The sequence below is a fragment of the Propioniciclava sp. genome, from assembly GCF_029977985.1.
GTDB lineage: Bacteria > Actinomycetota > Actinomycetes > Propionibacteriales > Propionibacteriaceae > Propioniciclava.
Map to the genome: position 1 here is coordinate 1 of NZ_JARKOT010000010.1, position 20,348 is coordinate 20,348.

A 20,348-nucleotide genomic window follows, 5' to 3' on the forward strand; every position below is an offset into this window, starting at 1 on the left:
CCGCCCTCCTCGTAGCCGACGTAGCCAGGAGGCGCCCCGACGAGGCGCGACACGGAGTGCTTCTCGCCGTACTCGCTCATGTCGATGCGCACCATGGCCCGCTCGTCGTCGAAGAGGAACCACGCGAGCGACTTGGCCAACTCGGTCTTGCCGACGCCCGTCGGGCCGAGGAACAGGAACGATCCGGTCGGCCGGTTCGGGTCGGAGATGCCCGCGCGGCTGCGGCGCACGGCGTCCGACACCGCCCGGACGGCCTCGCGCTGGCCGATGAGGCGGCGTCCGAGTTCGCCCTCCATGCCGAGCAGCTTCTCGCTCTCGCCCTGCAGCATCTTGCCGACCGGGATGCCGGTCCAGCTGCTCACCACCTCGGCGATATCGGAGGCCGACACCTCCTCGGCCACCATGGGGGTACGGGAGGCGTCCTCTTCGGCGGCGGCGTCCAGCTCGGACTCCAACGCCGGGATCTGCCCGTACAGGATCTCGGAGGCGTGGGTGAGGTCGCCCTCGCGCTGGGCGCGGTCGGCTTCGGCGCGCAGGGCGTCGATCTCGGCCTTGATCTCGCCGACCCGGTTCAAGCCCTGCTTCTCGGCCTCCCAGCGACCCTCGAGACCGCGCAACTCCTCCTTCGCATCGGCCAGTTCGGCGCTCAGCCGGGCGTAGCGGTCGGTGGACGCCTCGTCGGTCTCCTTCTCCAGGGCGAAGGCCTGCATGGTCATGCGGTCGATGTCGCGGCGTAGCTGGTCGATCTCCTCCGGAGAGCTGTCGATCTCCATGCGCAGGCGGGAGGCCGCCTCGTCGATGAGGTCGATGGCCTTGTCAGGCAGCTGGCGGCTCGTGATGTAGCGGTTGGACAACTGGGCGGCGGCGACGAGCGCCCCGTCGGTGATGCGGACCTTGTGGTGCGCCTCGTAGCGCTCCCGCAAGCCGCGCAGGATCGCGATCGTGTCCTCCACGCTGGGCTCACCGACGAAGACCTGCTGGAAGCGGCGCTCCAGGGCGGGATCCTTCTCGATGCGCTCGCGGTACTCGTCGAGCGTGGTCGCGCCGATCATGCGCAGTTCGCCGCGGGCGAGCATGGGCTTGAGCATGTTGCCGGCGTCCATGGAGGAGTCGCCCGTGGCGCCGGCGCCAACCACCGTGTGCAGCTCGTCGATGAACGTGACAACCTGCCCCTCAGACTCCTTGATCTCGGCCAAGACGGCCTTGAGGCGCTCCTCGAACTCGCCGCGGTACTTGGCGCCGGCCACCATGCTCGGCAGGTCGAGGCTGACGACGCGGCGTCCCTTGAGCGAGTCCGGCACGTCGCCCGCGACCACGCGCTGCGCGAGCCCCTCGACGACGGCGGTCTTGCCGACGCCGGGCTCGCCGATGAGGACCGGGTTGTTCTTCGTGCGGCGGCTGAGCACCTGCACGACGCGGCGGATCTCGGAATCGCGGCCGATGACCGGATCGAGCTTGCCCTCGCGGGCGCGCTCGGTGAGGTCGACCGAATACTTCTCGAGGGCCGATTCGCCGCCCTCGGATTCGGCGCTCGTGACCCGCTTACCGCCGCGGGCGGCGTTGAACGCCTCGGTGAGCTTCTTGGGGGTGGTGACCTTGGTGAGCACCGACTGCACGTCGGAGGCCACGGCGGCCAGCGCGATGAGCAGGTGCTCGGTGGCGACGAAGTCGTCGCCCATCTGCTCGGCGCGCGTCTCGGCGTCGGCGACGACTCGCGCGAAGGCGCCGGACAGGCTGGGCTGCTGCACCGAGCTGCCCGTCGAGCTGGGGAGCTTCTTGATGGCGGCCTGGGCGGCGGCGTCCACCTTCGCCGGGTCGGCGCCGACGGCCGTCAGCAGCGTGCCGACCGTGTTGTCGGGGACCATGAGCAGCGCGTGCAGCAGGTGGCTCGGCTCGGCCTGCGGGTTGCCCGCGGTGAGGGCGTTGCGGAGCGCAGCCGAGACCGCGTCACGGCTCTTGGTGGTGAGCTTGGCAGTGTCCATTGCTTTCCTCCACGAGGGGTACGAAACGAAATTGAGTCCACGAGACTCAACCATCATATCGGAGCTTCTATTCCCCCGTCAGGGTGGGGTCAGACGCCCGCGGTGAGGCCAGATTCACACTCAACGACACCTCGGCGCCGCGCTTCAGCGTGGGCGCGCGATGACGGCTTCGTGGAGTGTGAATGGCGTCACGCGCCGCCGGTCACCGCCGCTCGGAGGACCTCCAGAAAGGCCCGCATCGCAGGCGCGGGTTCGGCGGCGTGGAGCAGCCCGTAGGGAAGAGTCACGTCCCACTCCATGGGGAGGGTGACCAAACCGGGGTGGGCATCTCCCCACATCTGGAGCGTCACGAGCAGGACGCCCTTGCGCTCCACCTCGTTGAAGGTGGTCACGTCGTAGAAGGGCGGCCCGTCGACGACGGTCACACCCCGGCGTCCGGCCTCGTCGCGGACACCATCGATCTGGGGCGTGACCCCGCGGGGCACGAGCATGAGAGTCTCTCCCCCCAGGTCGTCCCACGTCAGTCGCCGGTGCCCGGCGAGCCGGTGACCGCGCGACACGGCCAGGCGACACGGCTCGTCCCTCAGCGGCAGCACGCCGAGTTGCTCACGGTAGACGAGCGCCCCGTAAGGGCCGAGGAAACAGTCGAGCTCACGGCCCACCGCCGTGAGCGTCGCCATCAGCCGGCTGCCCTCGTCGTCGAACGGCACGATCTCGAGCCGGAAGGGATTGTCCCCACCGATCCGCGTCCAGAGGTCGACGAGCAACCGGCAGGGGCGGAGCAGCGACGTGCCCACCCGCATCACGTGCCTGCCCGGCTCCGCGGCCCGCCGGGCACGCTCAGCCGCTTCCGCCGACAACGCGACCATACGCCGGGCGTCCTCGGCGAAGGTGCGTCCTGCTTCCGTCAGCGTGACCCCGTGGTTGCTGCGCTCGACCAGCCGGACGCCCACGCCACGCTCCAGCGCGTTCACCTGTTTCATCACGGACACCGCGGACATGAATCGGGCCTCAGCAGCCTTGGCGAAGCTGCCGCGTTCGGCGACCTGCAAGAACGTCTCCAGCCGTGGGTCGTGCATGGGCTGTCCCCCGTTCCGCCGCTGGCATAAACCTGTAGCTCATGCAAGGTTAGCGTGGAGACGCCTTCACCCGCATCCTTCGGCCGGGACGATGGTGGGGTGACTGACACCACTTCTCCCGCCGCCCCCGGCCTCACCCGCAGCCTCACGGTGGTCTTCGCCATCACGGCCGGCGCCGCGGTGGGCAACCTCTACTGGGCCCAACCGCTCCTGGTGCAGATGGCGAGCGACCTGGGCGTCGCCCCCACCGCGACCGGCCTGCTGGTCACGATGACCCAGATCGGTTACGCGCTCGGCATCCTCCTGGTCGTGCCGCTCGGCGACTCGCTGGCGCGCCACCGGCTGATCCCTGCCGTGCTGGGTGTCAGCGTCCTCGCCCTGCTCGCCAGCGCGCTTGCCCCCGGTTTCGTGCTCCTCGCGGTGGCGCTCGCACTCGTGGGGCTCTCCAGCGTGGCCGGGCAGATCATCATCCCGCTCGTGGGCGACCTCGCCACGCCCGTGGAGCGCGGGCGCGCGGTGGGCACGGTGGTGTCCGGTGCCCTCATCGGCATTCTCGTCGCCCGCACCGTCAGCGGACTGATCGCGGCGGCGCTCGGGTGGCGAGCCGTGTACGGCGTGGCGGCGCTCATCACGGTGGTGATGCTCGTGCTCATCGCCCGAGCGCTGCCGGTCCTGCCCGGACGCGCCACCACGCCTTACCCCCGCCTGATCGTGTCCGTGTTCACCACGACGTTCGGGATCCCGGCCGCCCGCTGGCTCCTCCTGATCGCCGGCTGCTTCTTCGCCGTCTTCAACCTGTTCTGGACGGCCGCCACCTTCCTGCTCAGCGCCGCTCCTTCGGCACTCGACAGCCCAGATCGGTCTCGTGAGCCTCGTCGGCATCGGCGGGGCCGTCGCGGCCCTCCGGGTCGGCGCCCTCGAGGACCGGGGGGTCGGTTACCCCGCCCTGGGCGCCTTCGGTGCGATCGCGCTGCTCGGGATGGGCATCACCTGGTTCGGGGCCGCGTCGCTGTTGCCGATCCTCGTCGGTGGGTTGTTGCTCAACATCGGCATCCAGGGCGCTGGCGTCCTCACCCAGGCACGACTGCTGGCGCTGACGCCCGATGCGCGGAGCCGCCTCAACACGGCGCTCGTCACCAGCAACTTCGTCTTCGGCGCGGCCGGGTCCGCGCTGGCCGCGGCGCTGTGGGGTTGGGGCGGCTGGTCGGCGGTGGTGGCCGCTGGTGTGGCCATCCTCGGTCTGGGACTGGTTGCGTGGGCCGGGGCCCGAAGGTCGCTCACGGCCTCGCACTGACCCCTCCCACGGTCACGAACGTGGGCAGGAACCTTCAGGCCCGACCCCCGAGAGGAGCGCACCCGCGGCGTCCGGCTGCCCTACCGTGTGGGGCGGCCCGTCACGCGAGGGCCGCCCCACCATCCCGGAGGAACCCATGACGCTTCGCCTCGGCCTGCTGCCGAAGATCCTCATCGCCATCGCGCTCGGCATCGTGTGCGGCCTGTTCTTCCCCGCGTGGCTCGCACGGATCTTCGTGACGTTCAACGGGCTGTTCGGCAACTTCTTGTCGTTCGCGATCCCGCTCATCATCATCGCGCTCATCACCCCCGCCATCTCCGAGTTGGGCCGGGGGGCGGGCAAGTGGCTGGGCGTGACGGCGGCGATCGCCTACGGGTCCACCATCTTCGCCGGGCTCCTCGCGCTGTTCACCGGCCTGGCCGTGTTCCCACGGATGCTGACTCCGGGCTCCGCCCCCACCTCGCTCGACAACCCCGAGAACGCCCTGCTGACGGCGTACTTCACCATCGACATGCCGCCCGTCGTGGGCGTGATGACTGCCCTGCTGTTGTCGTTCGTCATCGGTGTCGGGCTGACCCTCGTGCCCACCACGGCCCTGCAGCGGGGCTTCGTCGAGTTGCGGCACATCGTCGAACAGGTGATTGCGAAGATCCTCATCCCGCTGCTGCCGCTGTACATCTTCGGCATCTTCCTCAACATGACGCTGGCGGGCCAGGTGTTCACCATCATCGCGACATTCATCGGCGTGATCGTGTACGTGTTCGCGCTGACCGTGGTGCTGCTGCTGATCCAGTACGGGGTCGCCGGCCTCATCGCACGCCGCAACCCGTTCGCGGCGCTGCGCACGATGATGCCCGCCTACGTCACCGCGCTCGGCACGTCCTCGTCGGCCGCGACCATTCCCGTCACGCTGCGGCAGGCCATCAAGGCTGGCGTTTCGGAGCCCGTGGCCGCGTTCGTCATCCCGCTGTGCGCCACGATCCACCTGGCGGGGTCGACCGTGAAGATCACCTCGTTCGCGCTGGCGATCATGGTGCTGGAGGGGATCCCCATCGACGTGGGGCTCATGCTGGGCTTCGTCATGATGCTCGGCATCACGATGGTGGCTGCGCCGGGCGTGCCGGGCGGTGCGATCATGACGGCGGCCGGGCTCTTGTCGTCGATGCTGGGCTTCACCGAGCCGCAAGTGGGCCTCATGATCGCCACCTACATCGCCATCGACAGCTTCGGCACGGCCACCAACGTCACGGGTGACGCCGCGATTGCGCTCGTCATCGACAAGCTCAGCCGCGGCTCCATCACCGAGCCGCCCACCCTCGAACTCGACGGAATCGCTGGCTGAGGCCTCCGGCCACGAGGGTCAGGCGCGGCCGGTCACCGCCGGTCAGGGTTGCGCAGGACGTGCGCCTCGCCGCGGAACCGCTGCCGTTCGTGCGCGCGCCGCTGCTGGACTCGGCGCCGCTCGGCCTCCTCCGGGGTCTCGGGGCGCCGTTCGTCGCGGCCGAAGAACCGCTTGATCCGGGCGAGCAGCCCGTCGCGGTTGGGTGCACTCATCGCCACATTCTGCCCAGCCGGGCGCCCACTAGGCTGGCCGAGTGACCGAACTCAAGCCGCTCGACCTGCCGGCGCCGGACGCCGACGCCTACCTCGCCTGGATCGCCGACTTCTCGTCCGCCGACATGGAGACCGCCCGCGCCGGCGTCGCGGCCCTCAAGGAGAATCCGCCCGCGACAGCCGAGGAGACCCTGACGGCGTGGAACGACATCGAGGTCGCGCTGAGCAACACGATCGCGCGCTGCGAGCTGTTCAGCGAGGTGCATCCGGACTCCGGCGTCCGGGAGGCAGCCGAGCAGGCGTCGCTCGCCGCCCGCCAGTTGTCGACGGAGTTCGGGCTCGATCCGGACCTGTACGCCGTGTTCGTCGGGCTCGACCACCACACCCTCGACTCCGAGTCGACGCGGCTGCTCGAGAAGATCCTGCGGTCGTTCCGCCGGTCGGGCGTCGCGGCCGACGAGGCGACCCGCGGCCGCATCAAGGACCTCCGCGACCGGCTCACCGTGCTGGGCCAGACCTTCGCGCGGACCATCCGCGAGGGCACGCGCTCCCTCCGCGTCCGGCCCGAGCAACTCGCCGGCCTGCCGCAGGACTGGATCGACGCCCACCCCGCCGACGACGACGGCCTCGTGACCGTCACCACCGACTACCCCGACGCCATCCCCTTCCGCACCTTCGCCCACGACGCCGAGGCGCGCCGCGCGTTGCTCGTCGAGCAACTGACCATCGGCTACCCCGACAACGTGGACGTGCTGCGCGAGCTGTTCACCTTGCGCGCCGAACTCGCCGGGCTGCTGGGCTACGACAACTGGCCCGACTTCGACGCCGAGGTCAAGATGATCAAGACCGGTGCCGCGATTCCGGAGTTCATCGACCGCATCGCCGCCGCCGCCCTCGAGCCGGCCCAGCGGGACGTCGGCGTCCTGCTCGAGCGGCTGCGAGAGGACCGACCGGACGCCGACCGCGTCGAGGCCTCCGACGCGAGCTACTACGCCGAGGTGCACCGGCGGGAGAAGCTGGATGTGGATGCGCAGCTCGTCCGCACCTACTTCGACTTCGCCAAGGTCCGCGCCGGCCTGCTCGACGTGACCGGCCGCCTCTTCGGCCTGACCTACACCCCGCGCGACGACCTGCCCGTGTGGCATCCGTCCGTGACGGCGTACGACGTGGCCCGCTCCGACGACGGCGAGACCGTCGGCCGCATCTACCTCGACCTCCACCCGCGCGAGGGCAAGTTCAAGCACGCTGCTCAGTTCACGCTCACGAACGGTGTGCGCGGCGTCCAGCTGCCCGAGGGCACGCTCGTGTGCAACTTCCCCACCGGGCTGATGGAGCACGACAACGTCACCACCCTGTTCCACGAGTTCGGGCACCTCGTGCACCACCTCGTCGGCGGCCACCAGCGGTGGAACGAGTTCTCCGGCGTCGCCACCGAGTGGGACTTCGTCGAGGCCCCCAGCCAGATGCTCGAGGAGTGGGCGTGGGACGCCGACGTGCTCGCCTCCTTCGCGACGGACGCCGCCGGCTCGCCCATCCCGCCCGACCTCGTGGCGCGCATGCGCCGCGCCGACGACTTCGGCAAGGGCTACTTCGCGCGGACGCAAATGTTCTACGCCGCCCTGTCCTACTACCTCCACCTCGAGAACCCCACCGATCTGGTGGAGCGCACCCGGGAACTGCAGGAGCGCTACTCGCTGTTCCCCTACGTGGAGGGCACCTGCATGCCCACCTCGTTCGGGCACCTCGACGGCTACGGTTCGGGCTACTACACGTACATGTGGTCGCTGGTCATCGCCAAGGACATGTTCAGCGCGTTCGACCGCAACAACCTTTTCGACCGCGAGGTCGCCGACCGCTACCGCGACCGCGTCCTCGTCCCGGGCGGCACGAAGGACGCCGCCGATCTCGTCCGCGACTTCCTGGGCCGCGACTACAGCTTCGACGCCTACGCCGCCTGGCTCGCGGAGTAGCCTCCGCGGGGCCTTCCCTTCCCCTGACCCCCGGCTCCCGGGGCTCCCGGGGCTCCCGGGGGCGGTCACGTTTCTGACATTGGAAATCTCGTCACGTGCCGAGATTTCCTATGCCAGAAAGAGCAGGTCACAGCGGGACGCCCCCGCCCCGGATGCCCCACCGTCCGGATACCCAGCCGTCTGGATTCCGACCGTCCGCGCCCCCACCGTCCCCATCCGGCGTCTGCCCGGCCGATGGCCGCCGCCCGGGACGCCCACCGCGCGCGTACCCCCACCCCCTACCCTGACCGAGAAAGAGGCCGACGTGAGACGGATGCACCGCGCGTGGTGGGTCGCGTTCGTCACGCTGCTCGCCCTCGTCTCCGCGGCGGCGTTCCGCTCCTCGACGGGAGTGCTGTTCATCCCCATCGAGACCGAGTTCGGCTGGGACCGCCGCGTCACCTCGGCCGCAGTCTCCATCAACCTCGTTCTCTACGGCCTCACCGCACCGTTCGCCGCCGCGATCATGGAGCGCTGGGGCGTCCGGCGCACGGTGGCGCCGCCCTCGCCGTCGTCGGGGTCTCGAGCGCCCTCACCACCGCGATGACCGCACCCTGGCAGCTGTGGGTTCTCTGGGGCCTGTTCACTGGCGTCGGCACGGGCGCCATGGCGCTGGTCCTCGGCGCGATCGTGGCGAACCGCTGGTTCTCCAGCCACCGCGGCCTCGTCACGGGGCTGTTCTCCGCCGCCAACGCGACCGGTCAGCTCAGCTTCCTGCCCGTGATCGCCGCCCTCGCCGAGGGACCCGGCTGGCGCTGGGCCGCCGGATCGGTCGCCCTCGTCTCGCTCGCCCTCGTTCCGCTCGTGCTCGCCCTCATGGCCGATCGCCCCGCCGACCTCGGCCTCCAGCCCTACGGCGAACCCGAGATCGCCCTCGACACGCCCCTGGTCTCAGCCGCCGCCGAACACCCGCCGGCGGCGTCCGATCTCGACGAAGCCGGCCCCCGGGGAGCGGGGCGCCGTGCGCACCACCTTCGACGCCCTCGCGCTCGGCGCGCGGCGCTGGCCGTTCTGGGCGCTGATGGCGTCGTTCTTCGTGTGCGGCTGGTCGACGAACGGGCTGATGCAGACGCATTTCATTCCCGCGACGGCCGACTACGGCATGAACACGATGCTCGCCGCGATGCTGTTGGCGATGATCGGGGCGTTCGACATCATCGGCACGGTCGCTTCCGGGTGGCTCACCGACCGGGTCGACTCGCGCCTCCTCCTCGCCCTCTACTACGGGGGACGCGGCCTCGCCCTCTTCCTCCTGCCCGGCGTCATCGGGCCGGAGATCTCCGGCGGTCTGTGGTTCTTCGTCATCTTCTACGGCCTCGACTGGGTCGCCACCGTGCCGCCGACCGACGCCCTGTGCCGCCAGTACTTCGGGCTGGAGCGGTCGGGCGTCGTCTTCGGCTGGGTGTTCGCCTCGCACATGGTCGGCGCGGGCGCGGGCGCGACCCTCGCCGGCAACCTGCGCGAGCTCACCGGGTCCTACGTGGAGTCGTGGTACATCGCGGCGATCCTGTGCCTGACGGCGGCCGCCGTCGTCCTCACGATGCGCGGGCCGCGAGTGGCGGCGTCCGACCCTGCGCCTCAGCCGGTCGGCTGAGGCCTGCCGCGTTCGGCCGCGGCGAAGGCATAGTCAGCCGCCAGTTGGTGCGGATCCGCCCGGTAGTCAGCCATGCGGCAGCCGCGCCCGTCGCGGCGCACTGCGATGCCTTCGCGGCGCCAGTGTGGCAGCGCGGCGTCCAGCACGGGCGACACCCCGGACGCCCCCAGCACCCGCCACCATGGCACGCCGTCGCCCTGCCGGGCCATGATCGACCCCACCCGTCGTGGGCCTACGCCCACGAGCGCCCCGATGTCCCCGTAAGACGCCACCCGCCCCGGCGGGATCATCACCACCGCCAGCAGCACCCGGTCGACGGCGTCAGGCGTCACCGCTTGCCGGCTCCTCGTTCTGGGGCTCGCTCGCCACCGAGAGCGGTTCGGACGCCGCCGCCTGCGCCTGGCGTGCCTCCCGTGCGGCCGCGGCCGCCTGCCGGCCGGCCTCGGCGCGGCGCTGCGCCTCGAGCCGGTGGGCCAGCTTCGCCTTCTGGGCTTTCTTGGCCGCTTTGGCGACCGCCCGGCGTGCCTCTGTGGCCGCCTTCTCGGCCTTGCGCGCGACCTTCCGGGCGTACTCCTCGGCCTCGGCCGCCTTCTTGGCTGCCTTCTTCTCGGCCTCGATGTGCCTCTTCTCGATGTCGCGGCGGCGCTTCTCGGCCTCCTGGGTGACCTTGACGCGCTTCTTGCGGAGCCGCGCTTCCTTCACCGCGGCGACCTCCGCAGCTGTGCGGGGCTTGTCGGTCGGGTCGGGCGCGACGACGCTGCCCTCGCCGGTGATGTCGTCGGCGTCCAGTTCGTCGAACCACCAGTCGTTCTCGCCGCGATACCGGAAGATGACCGGCTCGGCCGACGGTACCTCCACCGATGCCTCCAGCCAGCCATCCGCGGCGTGCTCCATGACGAGCACCTCCGGCGTCCAGTCGTTGAACGTGCCACAGACGCTCACATGCCCGTGATCACCGGGCAGGCGGAAAGTGAGTGTTCGGCGTCCGGATTCGGTGGCTGAGCGGAGAAGCATGGCGTCCTTTCTGGGTCCCGCCATTGTTCCACGCACGCGGAAAGCCTTGGCGTGCGCCCTTGATGGGACCGCCCTGTCTCAGCCGTTGTCGTCGGCGAGGACGACGGCTTGGAGCTCACCCACCGGCAACTGCCGTGACGCGGACGTGCGCACCTCGACCGTGCCCGAATAACCCAACGCAGACCACTGCACATCCCAGACACTCAGCGCCGTCACCGTGTAAGAGCCCTTCGGCAACGACGGCCACGCATACGTGTAGCCACAATCCGGCGACGGAGCGGCCGGTTTCACCGCAGGCGTCCAGGGTGTCGACGTGGTGCACTCCACCTGCTTCCCGTCACCCATGTCGTAGACCACCCCCCGCCGCGACGCGTCCAACGTGAGCGTGATACCCGACTCCGACAAGGACGAACTCATCGTGGACGGCGTGGTCGTCCACAGCCACAACGGATAGCCCACCACCGCCATGTCCCACTCGTTGCGCTCGGGCTCCGGACCCACCTTGATATCCGGATCCGGCAAAGTCATCGACAACGCCGCCTGCCGAGCAATCGCAGCCACCGACTCCCGGCTCGGCGCGGCCGCGAGCGGAACGCCAGTCTCAGGGAACTGACACACCGGGTTCGTCACCGCCAACGGCCCTTGACACTCCGGCAGGCCCGCGACGTACGCCTGCCAAATCTCCTGGGCCAACGCCCGCAGACTCTTGTAATCACCCAACGGATCCGGCGCAGGAGGACCCGACCGGCGCGACCCGCCCCGACCGCTGGTCCCCCCGTCGGCGACACGAGACGCTTCGAAGGCAGCAGCGGCTACCGAGGCGGCGTTGCCTTGCGCGTTGAATTGCACTGCGTCTGTCCGTCGGCTCCTTGAATCGGCGTGAACGCTATTCGCACAGAGCGGCACGAGCACCAGCACCAGCACGACGAGGACCCTCAACGCTAGCCGTCGCACGAGGTGACCTCCGCGACCCTGTTGCTCGACAGCCGAAGCCGCCCGTCGATCTGCGTGAAGTACAGCTGCTCGCGATACGTCTTCGGAGTCATCTTGAACCCGTTGGATTCTAGTGTTGCTGTCCCCGGAGCAGTGCACGCCTGCAGCGCCAGCGTTGAACCCCCATCGGAAGTGTTCTCTCGGGTCACCCAGACCACCACGGGCTGTCCCGAGAAATCGATGTCACTGGTCAGCCCGTCGTGCAATGTCTCTTCGACACCTTGCCCATAGCTGCCCGATACAAGCCCGGATAGCTCATCGTTCATCGGCCGCCTCTGCGAACGCAACTCGTAGAGAAGGGCAACCACCCGGCGGAACGTTCGCTCTGCCTCCTCGTACTGCGCGTCGCGGGCGGCCACGGCGTCATACTCGGCCTGATCGCACGGGTGGGTTTCTTCAGTGAACTCGCCCTGGCACTGCAACGTCGCCACCGGCGTCGGGGTGGGCGTCTCAACAACTACGGGCGTACACGAACTGCACAACAGCGCTGCAGCGGCGAGCAGTCCGACTGCATGGATGCGTTGCATCACGATGCCTCCTGGGGGTAGTTGGCCGCAACGGAAACCAGCTTGGCACAGGTGCAAGCGGAAGCGTCCAGGCGTCCACCAGTTATCCACAGCCCACGTGCCGACGTCAGTTCGTCGTCCACAGAACCCCGCGACCGCGGCACCGGACAACGGCCGAGTCGCGGCGTGTGCGGGTCTGTGCTGCACAACGAGTCCTCCAGCACCGGTTTCGCAGCACGGAGTTGCACACGGGTTCTGCCGTGCGGGCAGTTCCGCTCCGCTCGGTGACGTCGGTTCCCGACCAGCGGTGTATGCATCACCGGCTCGTCCCGCTGTCCGAGCGAGCCTCTAGAGTGCGATCCATGGCGTTCCTCGACCCGGTCACGCTGACCGGAGACCTCGTTTCCCTCGAGCCCCTCACCGCGAGCCACGTGCACGCCGTTACGGATGCCGTGCAGGACGGGCGGGTCTGGGAACTCTGGTACACCAGCGCCCCCCAGCCGGACGCCGTCGCCGCCGACATCGCGACCAAGCTCGACTGGGCCCAACGCCACCTCCTGCTCCCCTTCGCCTGCCGCCGTATCGCCGACGACCGCGTGGTCGGCGTGACGACCTTCCTGAACCCGCTGCCGGCCATCCCGGCGGTGGAGATCGGCTACACGTGGAACTCGGCGTCGGCACGGCGCACCGGCACCAACACCGAGAGCAAACTCCTGCTGCTCCGGCACGCGTTCGAAGAGTGGGGCTGCCGCCGCGTCGCGTTCCGGGCCACGTGGTACAACACCCCGTCGCGCCGGGCGATCGAGCGCATCGGCGCCACGTTCGAGGGCCGTATCCGCAACGACCGCATCCTGCGGGACGGCACTGTGACCGACACCGCGCAGTACGCGATCACCGACGCAGACTGGCCCGCCGTGCAGCGCCACCTGACCCACCTACTCGCCACCCACCGATGAGGAGCCGATGAACAGCATCCTCCGCGCCCTCCGCGAGGCCCGCGAACTGACCCCCCGCTATGTGGGCATCATCTGCGCGTCGGTGCTGATCGCAGCCACCTCGCTCCTGACGCCATACCTCACGAAACTCGCCACCGACGAGGTGGTCGCGCAGGTCGGCGGCGGCGGCCGAGGGCTGGGCATGCTGGTCTGGATCGCAGTCGGCCTGCTCGTGGTCGAACTGGCCAACACGGTCCTCAGCAACGTGGGCGGCTACTTAGGCGACACGATGGCGATGCGCCTGCGGGCGATCCTGTCGTCGCGCTACTACTCGAAACTGCTCGGCCTGCCCCAGCGCTACTTCGACACCCAGCTGACGGGAACGGTGATCAACCGCCTGCACCGTTCGATCACCGAGATCACCCAGTTCCTCCAGACCTTCTCGAACAACTTCTTCCCGACACTCATCACCGTGGGCGCCGTGCTCGTGATCGCCGGCTCCTACTACTGGCCCCTCGCTCTGCTCCTCTTCATCGTCTACCCGCTCTTCACCTGGCTCACCGCACTCACCTCACGTCGCTGGCAGAAGCTCGAACACGAGAAGAACGCCGAACTCGACCTCGCCGGCGGCCGCTTCGCCGAGGTCATCGGTCAGATCCGCGTCGTGAAGAGCTTCGTGCGCGAGCGCCAGGAACTGGCCGCCTTCGACGACCACTACCGCGCCGCCGTCGCCACCACCCACCGCCAGTCCCACTGGTGGCACCTCATGGACGTCGCCCGTCGCGGCTCGCTCAACGTCATCTTCTTCGGCATCTACATCATCATCTTCTGGCGCACCGCGGCCGGCGCCTTCACGCTCGGCGACATGGTCATGCTGCTGCAGATGATCGCGCTCGCCCGCACCCCGGTCATGATGATGAGCTACCTTGTCGACTCCTCCCAGCACGCCATCGCCGGTAGCCGCAGCTACTTCGAGGTCATGGACGAGCTTCCCGAGCCTCGGGCCACCATCGGGGAAGTCCGCTCGCCCGACCTCGACGCCCCCGCGGGAGCCGAGGCGGCGGCGTCCCTCCCCGTGCCACCGGCAAGGGGGTGGGACGCCGCGGGTCCGGCCTTCGCGTTCGAGGATGTGAGCTTCGGCTACGGCGAGGACTGCGTGCTCAAACGCATCTCGTTCGCCGTGGCACGGGGTGAGCGGATCGCCCTCGTGAGCGAGTCCGGGGGCGGCAAGACGACTCTCGTGAACCTGCTCATGGGGCTCTACCGGCCGGACGCCGGCACCATCCTCATCGGTGGGGTCGACACGGCGACGATGCCGCTCGATCAAGTCAGGTCGCTGATCGGCGTGGTGTTCCAGGACGCGTCGCTCTTCTCGGGGACGATCGCCGAGAACATCACGTACGGCCACCCGGGGGCATCGGCGTCAGCGATGGAGAAGGCCGCGACGAGGGCGAATGTCCACGAGTTCGTGGCGAAACTCCGCGAGGGGTACGCCTCGCAGATCGGCGAGCGGGGCTTGAAGCTGTCGGGCGGCCAGAAGCAACGGATCGCGGTGGCGCGCGCCATGTTGAAGGACGCCCCCATCCTCGTTCTCGACGAAGCCACCTCCGCGCTGGACTCACGCTCGGAGCGGCTGGTCCAGGCGGGTCTCGACGAGCTCATGGCCGACCGGACGAGCCTCATCATCGCTCACCGCCTGTCGACGATCTCGACGGTCGACCGCATCATCACCCTCCGCGACGGCCGCATCGACGAGATCGGCACCCCGGACGAGCTGGCGACCAGCGGCGGCATCTACGCCGAACTCCTCGCCCTCCAGGCTGCCGGCACCAAGCGTGACCGCAGGCGGCTGCAACGGTTCGACATCACCGCGTGACCGCCCCCTGGTCGCACTCGGACCAAGAGGCGGGCGGTCCACCGGTCAGCGCGGGTTCACCACGATCTTGGCGAAGCTGACCAGTTCACCCGACGCATCGAGCACCGTAACGGCCGTCGCCCCGTTCGGCACGTCGGCGGGGAGGACGAAGGTGATCGTGTCGTCCAGTTCGGGGAAGAACCAGCCAATCCGTTGTCCGTCCTTGGCGAGGTGTAGGTAGTACCACTGGCCGTACTCGAGGCCGTGCAACGCGACGGTGGCTCCCCTGCTGTACTTCCGGGCGGTCCCGAGGTCGATGGCGGGCGTCATCGTGTCCCAGTCGACCCTGACCAGGGGCGGCTCGGTGGTGGGCTTGGGCGGCTTCACGTCCAGGGCAAACTCCACCGCTTCGATCGTCGTGGCCATTGGCTTCTCCCCGTTGGTCGCCGTCACGTCCAGCGCGGGCACGTTCACCCGACCGGCGTCGAGGTCGGCTTGCGTCAAGGTGATGCTGCGCTGCCCGGTCACACTCGCTCCGATGGCGAGCGTGTGCTGGTCGATGCCGGCGGCGGCGGCGTCCAGATCATCAAGGGCTACGTTTCCGGGGTTGCCGACAGTGGTGGTGACCACAACCTGCTCCCCTACGCTCGCGTAGCGGTCCCCGTTGGCGTCCACCAACTCGACGCTCTGGGCGCCGGCCAGGGCTGGCGCGCGCACGACCACATCCACCTCGCCACCATCGACCTCATACGTGGAGGCGCGCCTCCCCGTCGCGGTGACGCTCCAGGTGCTCGTCGCCCAGAAGAAGCCTCGGTCGCGCTCCTCCTGGGTGACCGGGTGCCGCGGGGTGGTGCAGGTGTAGCTGCCAAAGGCGGCCAGGTTGCTCCAGCGGCAGTTGCCGGAACCGGGCGGAACGAGCGGGCGAAGATCCCCGGCGGTGGGCGCGACCGTGGTCGCGAACGGAGACGTGCTCGTCACCCGGAACTGGTACGGCACCTGCTCACCGACGGCGTACGGATTCGCGGCGAGGTCACGCCCGGCGTCGGCTCGGGAGCCCTCAATGGACGCCGTCGCTTCGACGGCTGCTGGGTCGCGCAGGGGCACCAGCGTGGCACCGAGCGACAGTGTGCGCGTATTGGACGTGTCGCCGGTGGCCGTGACCTGGAAGGTGGCGGTCGGGAGGAACCAGCCGCGTGCGATGTCCTCTGCTGTCAGGACGTGGCTCGGGTAGCAGTTGTATGCGCCGCCCGCCGCCAGCCCGAGCCAGTGGTAGTTGGGCCGCGAGGGCGGCGCGAAGCCCACTTCCAAGTTGGACTCGGTGGGCACCATGTCGACGGCGGTCTGGCTGGAATTGGTCACGCGCAGCGTGTAGGGCAGGGTCTCGCCCACGCGGTACGGGTTGGCAACGACGTCGCGGGTGGGTGGCGTTCCGACGACGGTGCCGGTCACGGTCGACACCGGCGCGGTGACCACCGTCCCGTAGTGGGCACGGCGTCCGTCTGCGGCCGTGTAGACGGCATTCACGCGCAGCGCACCGGACGCTGTCCCTGGCGCGGTCAGGGTGACCGTGACGGTCGCCGAGGCGCCGGGCGCGATGTCGGGCACGGACGCCGTCGTGCGGTCCAGCCAGTGGGCACCTCGATGGAAGCTGCGCCGGCGGCCAGGGCGGCGTCCTCCTGGTTGGTGATGGTCAGGGGCACATCAACGCTCTGACCAGGCCGGACGGTGATGTCCGGGGTCGAGAGGGGGGCGCACACGTAGTTGAGCCAGACGTCGTCGAAAACGGCCAGGGGCATGTTGCTCGTGTAGTTGGCCTCGTACAGGACGCCGATCTTGCCACCGTCGAGCGGGGTCACCGTCGAGTAGGCGGAGACGCCCGGCCTGATCGTTCGGAACCCGGGCCACGTCCGGCCGTCGTCGCAGGAGACGCGCGCGGAGACGTTCTCGCGCCCCGTCTGGCTGGCCGCGTTGGTGAAGATCAGCTTCTTGGCGTCGGCGCTGCCGGCGGGAGCGTCCGGGAAGATGCGGGCGATCGCAGCGTTGTTCGTGGGGTCGATCAGTTGGCGGTCCAAGGTCACCTCGCCGTAGGAGTGTCCGCCATCCGTCGAGATAGCGACCTTGCGGAACTTGGAGCCCGCCGAGTCACGGGAGTTGAGCATGACGCGACCGTCGGAGAGCTCGACCACCTTGTTCTCGTCCATGCCCGCGCCCACCGGCGCGCCCTTGACCCATGTTGCGCCGTGGTCGTCGGAGTAGACGCTGTAAGCCCGGAAGACCTCCGACCCGTTCGCCTGACGCACGTATCCGGAGTACTGCTGGATGAGGCGGCCGGCGTGGGGCCCGTAGCGAAGTTGGATGCCCTCCCCGGAGGAAGCGAAGTTGGTACGCACATCACCTGGCTGCGGGTTGGTGGCGCTGCCGGGTTTGGTGACGTCGGTGATGAAGCGGGGCTCGCTCCAGGTGAGGCCGCCGTCTTGCGACTGAACCACCACCGAACTGATGATCCGGCGATTGGCGTCGTCGGTGCCGTACTGGCTTCCCGCGAAGCCAACGTCCTTCGAGTAGAGGAAGAAGCAGAAGACCGTGCCGGTCTCGCGGTCGACCACGAAGCTCGGGTCGGAGTAGCCGTACCGTGCGGTGGTGGCGTCGCCGGTGAAGCCCGCGGCAACCATGATGTAGCCGCCCCAGGTGGCTCCGTTGTCGACGCTGCGTCGCAGGACGATGCTGATCGGGTTGGGCGCGTCGGCCGCGCTGCTTGGGCGGGCGTCCCAGGCCGCAAGGACCACACCGTCGCCCACGTGGGCCAGGGCGGGAATGCGGTAGAAGTAGTTCGCACCCGTCCGGTCGGCAGCGAGGTTCTGTTCGGTGAACTGACCGGGCGGCGAGGTAGGTGGAACGACGGTGGTCGGTGCCGCGAGGACGGGCGCGGCGGCGACTGCGACGCTGCAGAGGCCTGCCGCCAGCGTCGCGGCGAAGGAACGGCGAGAACGCTTCCGGAAACTCCTAATGTCGGACGTCAGACGTATGATGTCTCCGACTCTAGGGCATATCCTCCTGCCCTGTCATCACCGAATCAGTGCGCCAGCGCGGCGACGACGCCGTCAACGCTGATGCTGGACACGACGCAGCGGTCTTTGCGGTTGCGGGTGAGGGCCTGGGTCCACTGGACGATGCCCCCGTCACCCAGGACGTCACCCTCGGCGGTCACGATGCGGAACGCCCCGCCCACGTAGGGGTGCCGCCAAGCGCCGGCGTCCCTGGTGGGGTGGACGATGACGCCGTCACACGTGCCCTGCTCGGCAAGATGCTCGGCCAGGGCGGGGTCCGTGGCGGCGATCTCGACCCGACCGCCGGGCAGGACCGCACCGACGGCGTCCCGCCAGAAATCCACCTGCAGGTTGAGCAGGTCGGCTTCGGTGGAGAAGCCGCCGCCGTCGGGCGCGCTCGAGATCAGCCCCCAGCGCTGCTCGTGCCGCTGGCGTTCACCGGAATCCCAGGCCTGCGCTATCCGCACACACGACGCCAGGTGCACGCGGCTGTGCCCGCTGCGCCGCAGCCGGGACGCCTCGAGCGCCAGCGGATGCACCGGATCGAACACGACCTCGCCGCCGCGGAGCGCGCTGACGACGCGGTTCTGCCCGATCCCGGACAACCGCGACACCGATCCGAGCGACGTCAGCGGCGACAGTTCGACGCCGGTGAACTCGGCAGGAAGGCACTCCCACAAGGCGGTCTGCACGCGCAACGAGGCGCGCGGGTCGATCGGCGAGGGCGTCAGGAAAGGATCGCGACGCCACCGATCGATGAGGTCGGCGTCCTCGAGCTCGGCGGCACGCACGCGAGCCACGTCTGCCAGGATCGTGCGCAACTCCGGGGCTGGCAGGCCCCGCAGCAGCGCCTCGCGAGCCACTGCGCCCAGCCTGCGCCAGATGCGCGTGGACGCGGCGGTGGCAGCGCTCACCGTCCCCGGCCGATGATCCGTCTCACGCGTTCGATTCAACCACATTCTCAAGCGGAAACGACGCCCAGATCGTCCCGGCGGAAATCGAAACAAGCCTGTTACGCGCGCCTAGGCTGGGAGTATGACAAAGGCGGGCATCCCGGGTCTGGGGCTTCCCGTACGGCGCGTGGAGGCGCGCGACGGCGTCCCGACCGGACGCCGCGGCTGGCCGTATGACGTGCCCGCCGTCGCGACCCTGCTGCGCGACGGGTTCGACTTCGGACGGGCGACGGTGCTCGTCGGCGAGAACGGGACGGGCAAGTCTACGCTGGTTGAAGCGATCGCCGAGGCGTACGGACTGAACCCCGAGGGCGGCTCGACGGGTGCGATGCACTCCAGCCGGCGCAGCGAATCGCCACTGGCCGACGACCTGCTGATCGTGCGCGGCATCGGCGGCGGGCGTGGCGGCTACTTCCTGCGGGCCGAGACGATGCATGGGTTCTTCACCTACCTCGAGGAGTCGGGGATGGCGTCGTTCCACGAGCAGAGCCACGGCGAGTCCTTCCTAGCTCTCATGGGCGACAAGTTCTTCGACGCACGCGGCCGCCCGTATCCAGGTTTGTACGTGCTCGACGAGCCGGAGTCGGCCCTGTCGTTCAGCTCGAGCCTCAAGGCGGTGACGTTCCTGCTCGACGTCTTGGACGCCCCCGGCACCCAAGTTCTCATGGCGACCCACTCACCCGTCCTCGCCGCCCTTCCGGGCGCCACCATTTGGGAACTGGACGCCGCCGGCGTCCACCCGGTCGACTGGGCCGACCTGGAGATGGTGGTCACCCTGAAGACGTTCCTCGCGGCACCGGAGCGGTTTCTCCGCCACCTGTCCCGCTGACCGCTGTGGGCCTCGCCGGCGTGAGCCTCGCCCGTGAGGTGTGAACCGTGGCGGTGGTAACGAGGCACTGTAGCTCCTTCGACGCGAACACGCCGGCTCGGCGCAGAGACGCCGGCTCGGTCCGACACCCACGCCGGTTCGGTGCAGAAACGCCGGCTCGGGACGCCTCAGACGCCGGTTGGGTGCAGAAACGCCGGTTCGGGCCGCCCGGACGCCGCTTAGGTTCACAAACGCCGCGTCTGCGCGGCGTATCTGCACCTATCCGGCGTGGATACTCCCGGGGGAGTCCGAGGGGAGGCCGTGAAGCAACCCCACCCGCACACAGGGGAGCGCCCCGGTCGGGGTGGTGACCGAGACGCTCCAGCAGGGTGGGGGGTGTGGGGGTTAGGCGGAGGCCTTCTCCTGCTCATCGGCGTCCTTGGCGGCCTGCTTACCCGCCGTGCGGAGTTCGTCACACACGTTCCGCAGCGCCGCCGCGTGCCGGCCGTTCCAGTCGTTGCGGAACCGCTGCGCATCGTTACCGACCCACTTCACACTGTTCAGCTGCTTGGTGATCTGCTTGGCCGCATTGTCGATCTCGTCGGCCTTGGTGAGCATGAGCTTGCTGAGCTGGCGAACGCCAGCGATATCCATTCCGACCATGCCACTCATCAGAGGGTGCTCCTTCGCTTGTTCGTTGATGATCCCGGGTGGGCCCTTTCGAT

At 69.2% G+C, this 20,348-nt stretch carries 19 protein-coding genes and 2 pseudogenes; 10 read left to right on the plus strand and 11 right to left on the minus strand.

Annotated elements, in window-relative coordinates:
* Both Q1K57_RS00825 and Q1K57_RS00830 read right to left on the minus strand, forming a co-directional pair.
* Nucleotides 1-1,982, minus strand: a 1,982-nt coding sequence (locus tag Q1K57_RS00825) for an AAA family ATPase (RefSeq protein ID WP_300077800.1), incomplete at its 3' end; no start/stop codon positions are given.
* A 188-nt stretch (nt 1,983-2,170) separates the two neighbouring features.
* Nucleotides 2,171-3,061 carry a LysR family transcriptional regulator gene (locus tag Q1K57_RS00830; protein ID WP_300077803.1) on the minus strand — a complete coding sequence of 297 codons (891 nt, stop codon included), beginning with the start codon at nt 3,059-3,061 and terminating at the stop codon, nt 2,171-2,173.
* Nucleotides 3,062-3,211: 150 nt separating this feature from the next.
* Here Q1K57_RS00830 and Q1K57_RS15645 point away from each other — a divergent pair.
* The 3 genes and pseudogenes from Q1K57_RS15645 to Q1K57_RS00840 all read left to right on the plus strand — a co-directional run.
* Nucleotides 3,212-3,862, plus strand: a pseudogene (locus Q1K57_RS15645) (MFS transporter); the annotation flags it as partial.
* A 64-nt stretch (nt 3,863-3,926) separates the two neighbouring features.
* Nucleotides 3,927-4,355, plus strand: coding sequence for a hypothetical protein (locus Q1K57_RS00835; RefSeq protein WP_300077806.1), 429 nt, complete (start codon nt 3,927-3,929; stop codon nt 4,353-4,355).
* A 136-nt stretch (nt 4,356-4,491) separates the two neighbouring features.
* Nucleotides 4,492-5,697 carry a dicarboxylate/amino acid:cation symporter gene (locus Q1K57_RS00840; protein ID WP_300077809.1) on the plus strand — a complete coding sequence of 402 codons (1,206 nt, stop codon included), beginning with the start codon at nt 4,492-4,494 and terminating at the stop codon, nt 5,695-5,697.
* Nucleotides 5,698-5,729: 32 nt separating this feature from the next.
* Here the strand turns inward: Q1K57_RS00840 and Q1K57_RS00845 are convergent, their stop codons facing one another.
* Entirely contained in the window at nt 5,730-5,909 is a 180-nt protein-coding gene (locus Q1K57_RS00845) for a hypothetical protein (RefSeq protein ID WP_300077812.1), read from the minus strand.
* A gap of 41 nt (nt 5,910-5,950) precedes the next feature.
* On the opposite strand from Q1K57_RS00845, the gene Q1K57_RS00850 reads away from it, so the two are divergent.
* The 4 genes and pseudogenes from Q1K57_RS00850 (at nt 5,951) to Q1K57_RS00860 (ending at nt 9,512) form a co-directional block, all read left to right on the plus strand.
* Nucleotides 5,951-7,879 (plus strand): M3 family metallopeptidase, encoded by a 1,929-nt coding sequence (locus Q1K57_RS00850; RefSeq protein ID WP_300077815.1) that lies wholly within the window; start codon nt 5,951-5,953, stop codon nt 7,877-7,879.
* A 304-nt stretch (nt 7,880-8,183) separates the two neighbouring features.
* A complete protein-coding gene (locus Q1K57_RS00855) occupies nt 8,184-8,465 on the plus strand; it encodes a hypothetical protein (protein WP_300077818.1) in 282 nt (93 codons plus the stop codon).
* Nucleotides 8,462-8,695: pseudogene (locus tag Q1K57_RS15650) on the plus strand (MFS transporter); the annotation flags it as partial. The gene Q1K57_RS00855 and the pseudogene Q1K57_RS15650, both read left to right, overlap by 4 nt.
* Before the next feature lie 148 nt (nt 8,696-8,843).
* Nucleotides 8,844-9,512, plus strand: a complete 669-nt coding sequence (locus Q1K57_RS00860; RefSeq protein WP_300077854.1) for an MFS transporter — start codon at nt 8,844-8,846, stop codon at nt 9,510-9,512.
* Here the strand turns inward: Q1K57_RS00860 and Q1K57_RS00865 are convergent.
* The 4 genes from Q1K57_RS00865 to Q1K57_RS00880 all read right to left on the minus strand — a co-directional run bounded on the left by Q1K57_RS00865 (nt 9,497) and on the right by Q1K57_RS00880 (nt 12,049).
* Complete coding sequence (locus tag Q1K57_RS00865) at nt 9,497-9,844, minus strand: MGMT family protein (RefSeq protein ID WP_300077820.1); 348 nt, start codon at nt 9,842-9,844, stop codon at nt 9,497-9,499. The genes Q1K57_RS00860 and Q1K57_RS00865 overlap by 16 nt on opposite strands.
* Complete coding sequence (locus tag Q1K57_RS00870; RefSeq protein ID WP_300077823.1) at nt 9,834-10,526, minus strand: hypothetical protein; 693 nt, start codon at nt 10,524-10,526, stop codon at nt 9,834-9,836. The genes Q1K57_RS00865 and Q1K57_RS00870 overlap by 11 nt, the downstream gene beginning before the upstream one ends.
* A gap of 78 nt (nt 10,527-10,604) precedes the next feature.
* Nucleotides 10,605-11,087 carry a hypothetical protein gene (locus Q1K57_RS00875; RefSeq protein ID WP_300077826.1) on the minus strand — a complete coding sequence of 161 codons (483 nt, stop codon included), beginning with the start codon at nt 11,085-11,087 and terminating at the stop codon, nt 10,605-10,607.
* Between the two features lie 380 nt (nt 11,088-11,467).
* Nucleotides 11,468-12,049, minus strand: a complete 582-nt coding sequence (locus Q1K57_RS00880; RefSeq protein WP_300077829.1) for a hypothetical protein — start codon at nt 12,047-12,049, stop codon at nt 11,468-11,470.
* 338 nt (nt 12,050-12,387) lie between these two features.
* On the opposite strand from Q1K57_RS00880, the gene Q1K57_RS00885 reads away from it, so the two are divergent.
* The gene (locus Q1K57_RS00885; RefSeq protein ID WP_300077832.1) at nt 12,388-12,981 is read left to right on the plus strand and encodes a GNAT family protein; all 594 of its coding nucleotides are present in this window, start codon (nt 12,388-12,390) and stop codon (nt 12,979-12,981) included.
* A gap of 7 nt (nt 12,982-12,988) precedes the next feature.
* Nucleotides 12,989-14,836: an ABC transporter ATP-binding protein gene (locus Q1K57_RS00890; protein WP_300077835.1), complete on the plus strand. Its 1,848-nt coding sequence runs from the start codon at nt 12,989-12,991 to the stop codon at nt 14,834-14,836.
* A gap of 45 nt (nt 14,837-14,881) precedes the next feature.
* Here the strand turns inward: Q1K57_RS00890 and Q1K57_RS00895 are convergent, their stop codons facing one another.
* The 3 genes from Q1K57_RS00895 to Q1K57_RS00905 all read right to left on the minus strand — a co-directional run bounded on the left by Q1K57_RS00895 (nt 14,882) and on the right by Q1K57_RS00905 (nt 18,776).
* Nucleotides 14,882-16,420, minus strand: a complete 1,539-nt coding sequence (locus Q1K57_RS00895; RefSeq protein WP_300077839.1) for a hypothetical protein — start codon at nt 16,418-16,420, stop codon at nt 14,882-14,884.
* Nucleotides 16,372-17,613 (minus strand): sialidase family protein, encoded by a 1,242-nt coding sequence (locus tag Q1K57_RS00900; protein WP_300077842.1) that lies wholly within the window; start codon nt 17,611-17,613, stop codon nt 16,372-16,374. The genes Q1K57_RS00895 and Q1K57_RS00900 overlap by 49 nt, the downstream gene beginning before the upstream one ends.
* A 275-nt stretch (nt 17,614-17,888) precedes the next feature.
* Nucleotides 17,889-18,776, minus strand: coding sequence for a hypothetical protein (locus Q1K57_RS00905; protein WP_300077845.1), 888 nt, complete (start codon nt 18,774-18,776; stop codon nt 17,889-17,891).
* A 121-nt stretch (nt 18,777-18,897) separates the two neighbouring features.
* On the opposite strand from Q1K57_RS00905, the gene Q1K57_RS00910 reads away from it, so the two are divergent.
* Nucleotides 18,898-19,644, plus strand: coding sequence for an AAA family ATPase (locus Q1K57_RS00910; protein ID WP_300077848.1), 747 nt, complete (start codon nt 18,898-18,900; stop codon nt 19,642-19,644).
* 384 nt (nt 19,645-20,028) lie between these two features.
* On the opposite strand, the gene Q1K57_RS00915 is transcribed toward Q1K57_RS00910, so the two are convergent.
* The coding region (locus Q1K57_RS00915; protein ID WP_300077851.1) for a hypothetical protein at nt 20,029-20,348 on the minus strand (320 nt) is incomplete at its 5' end.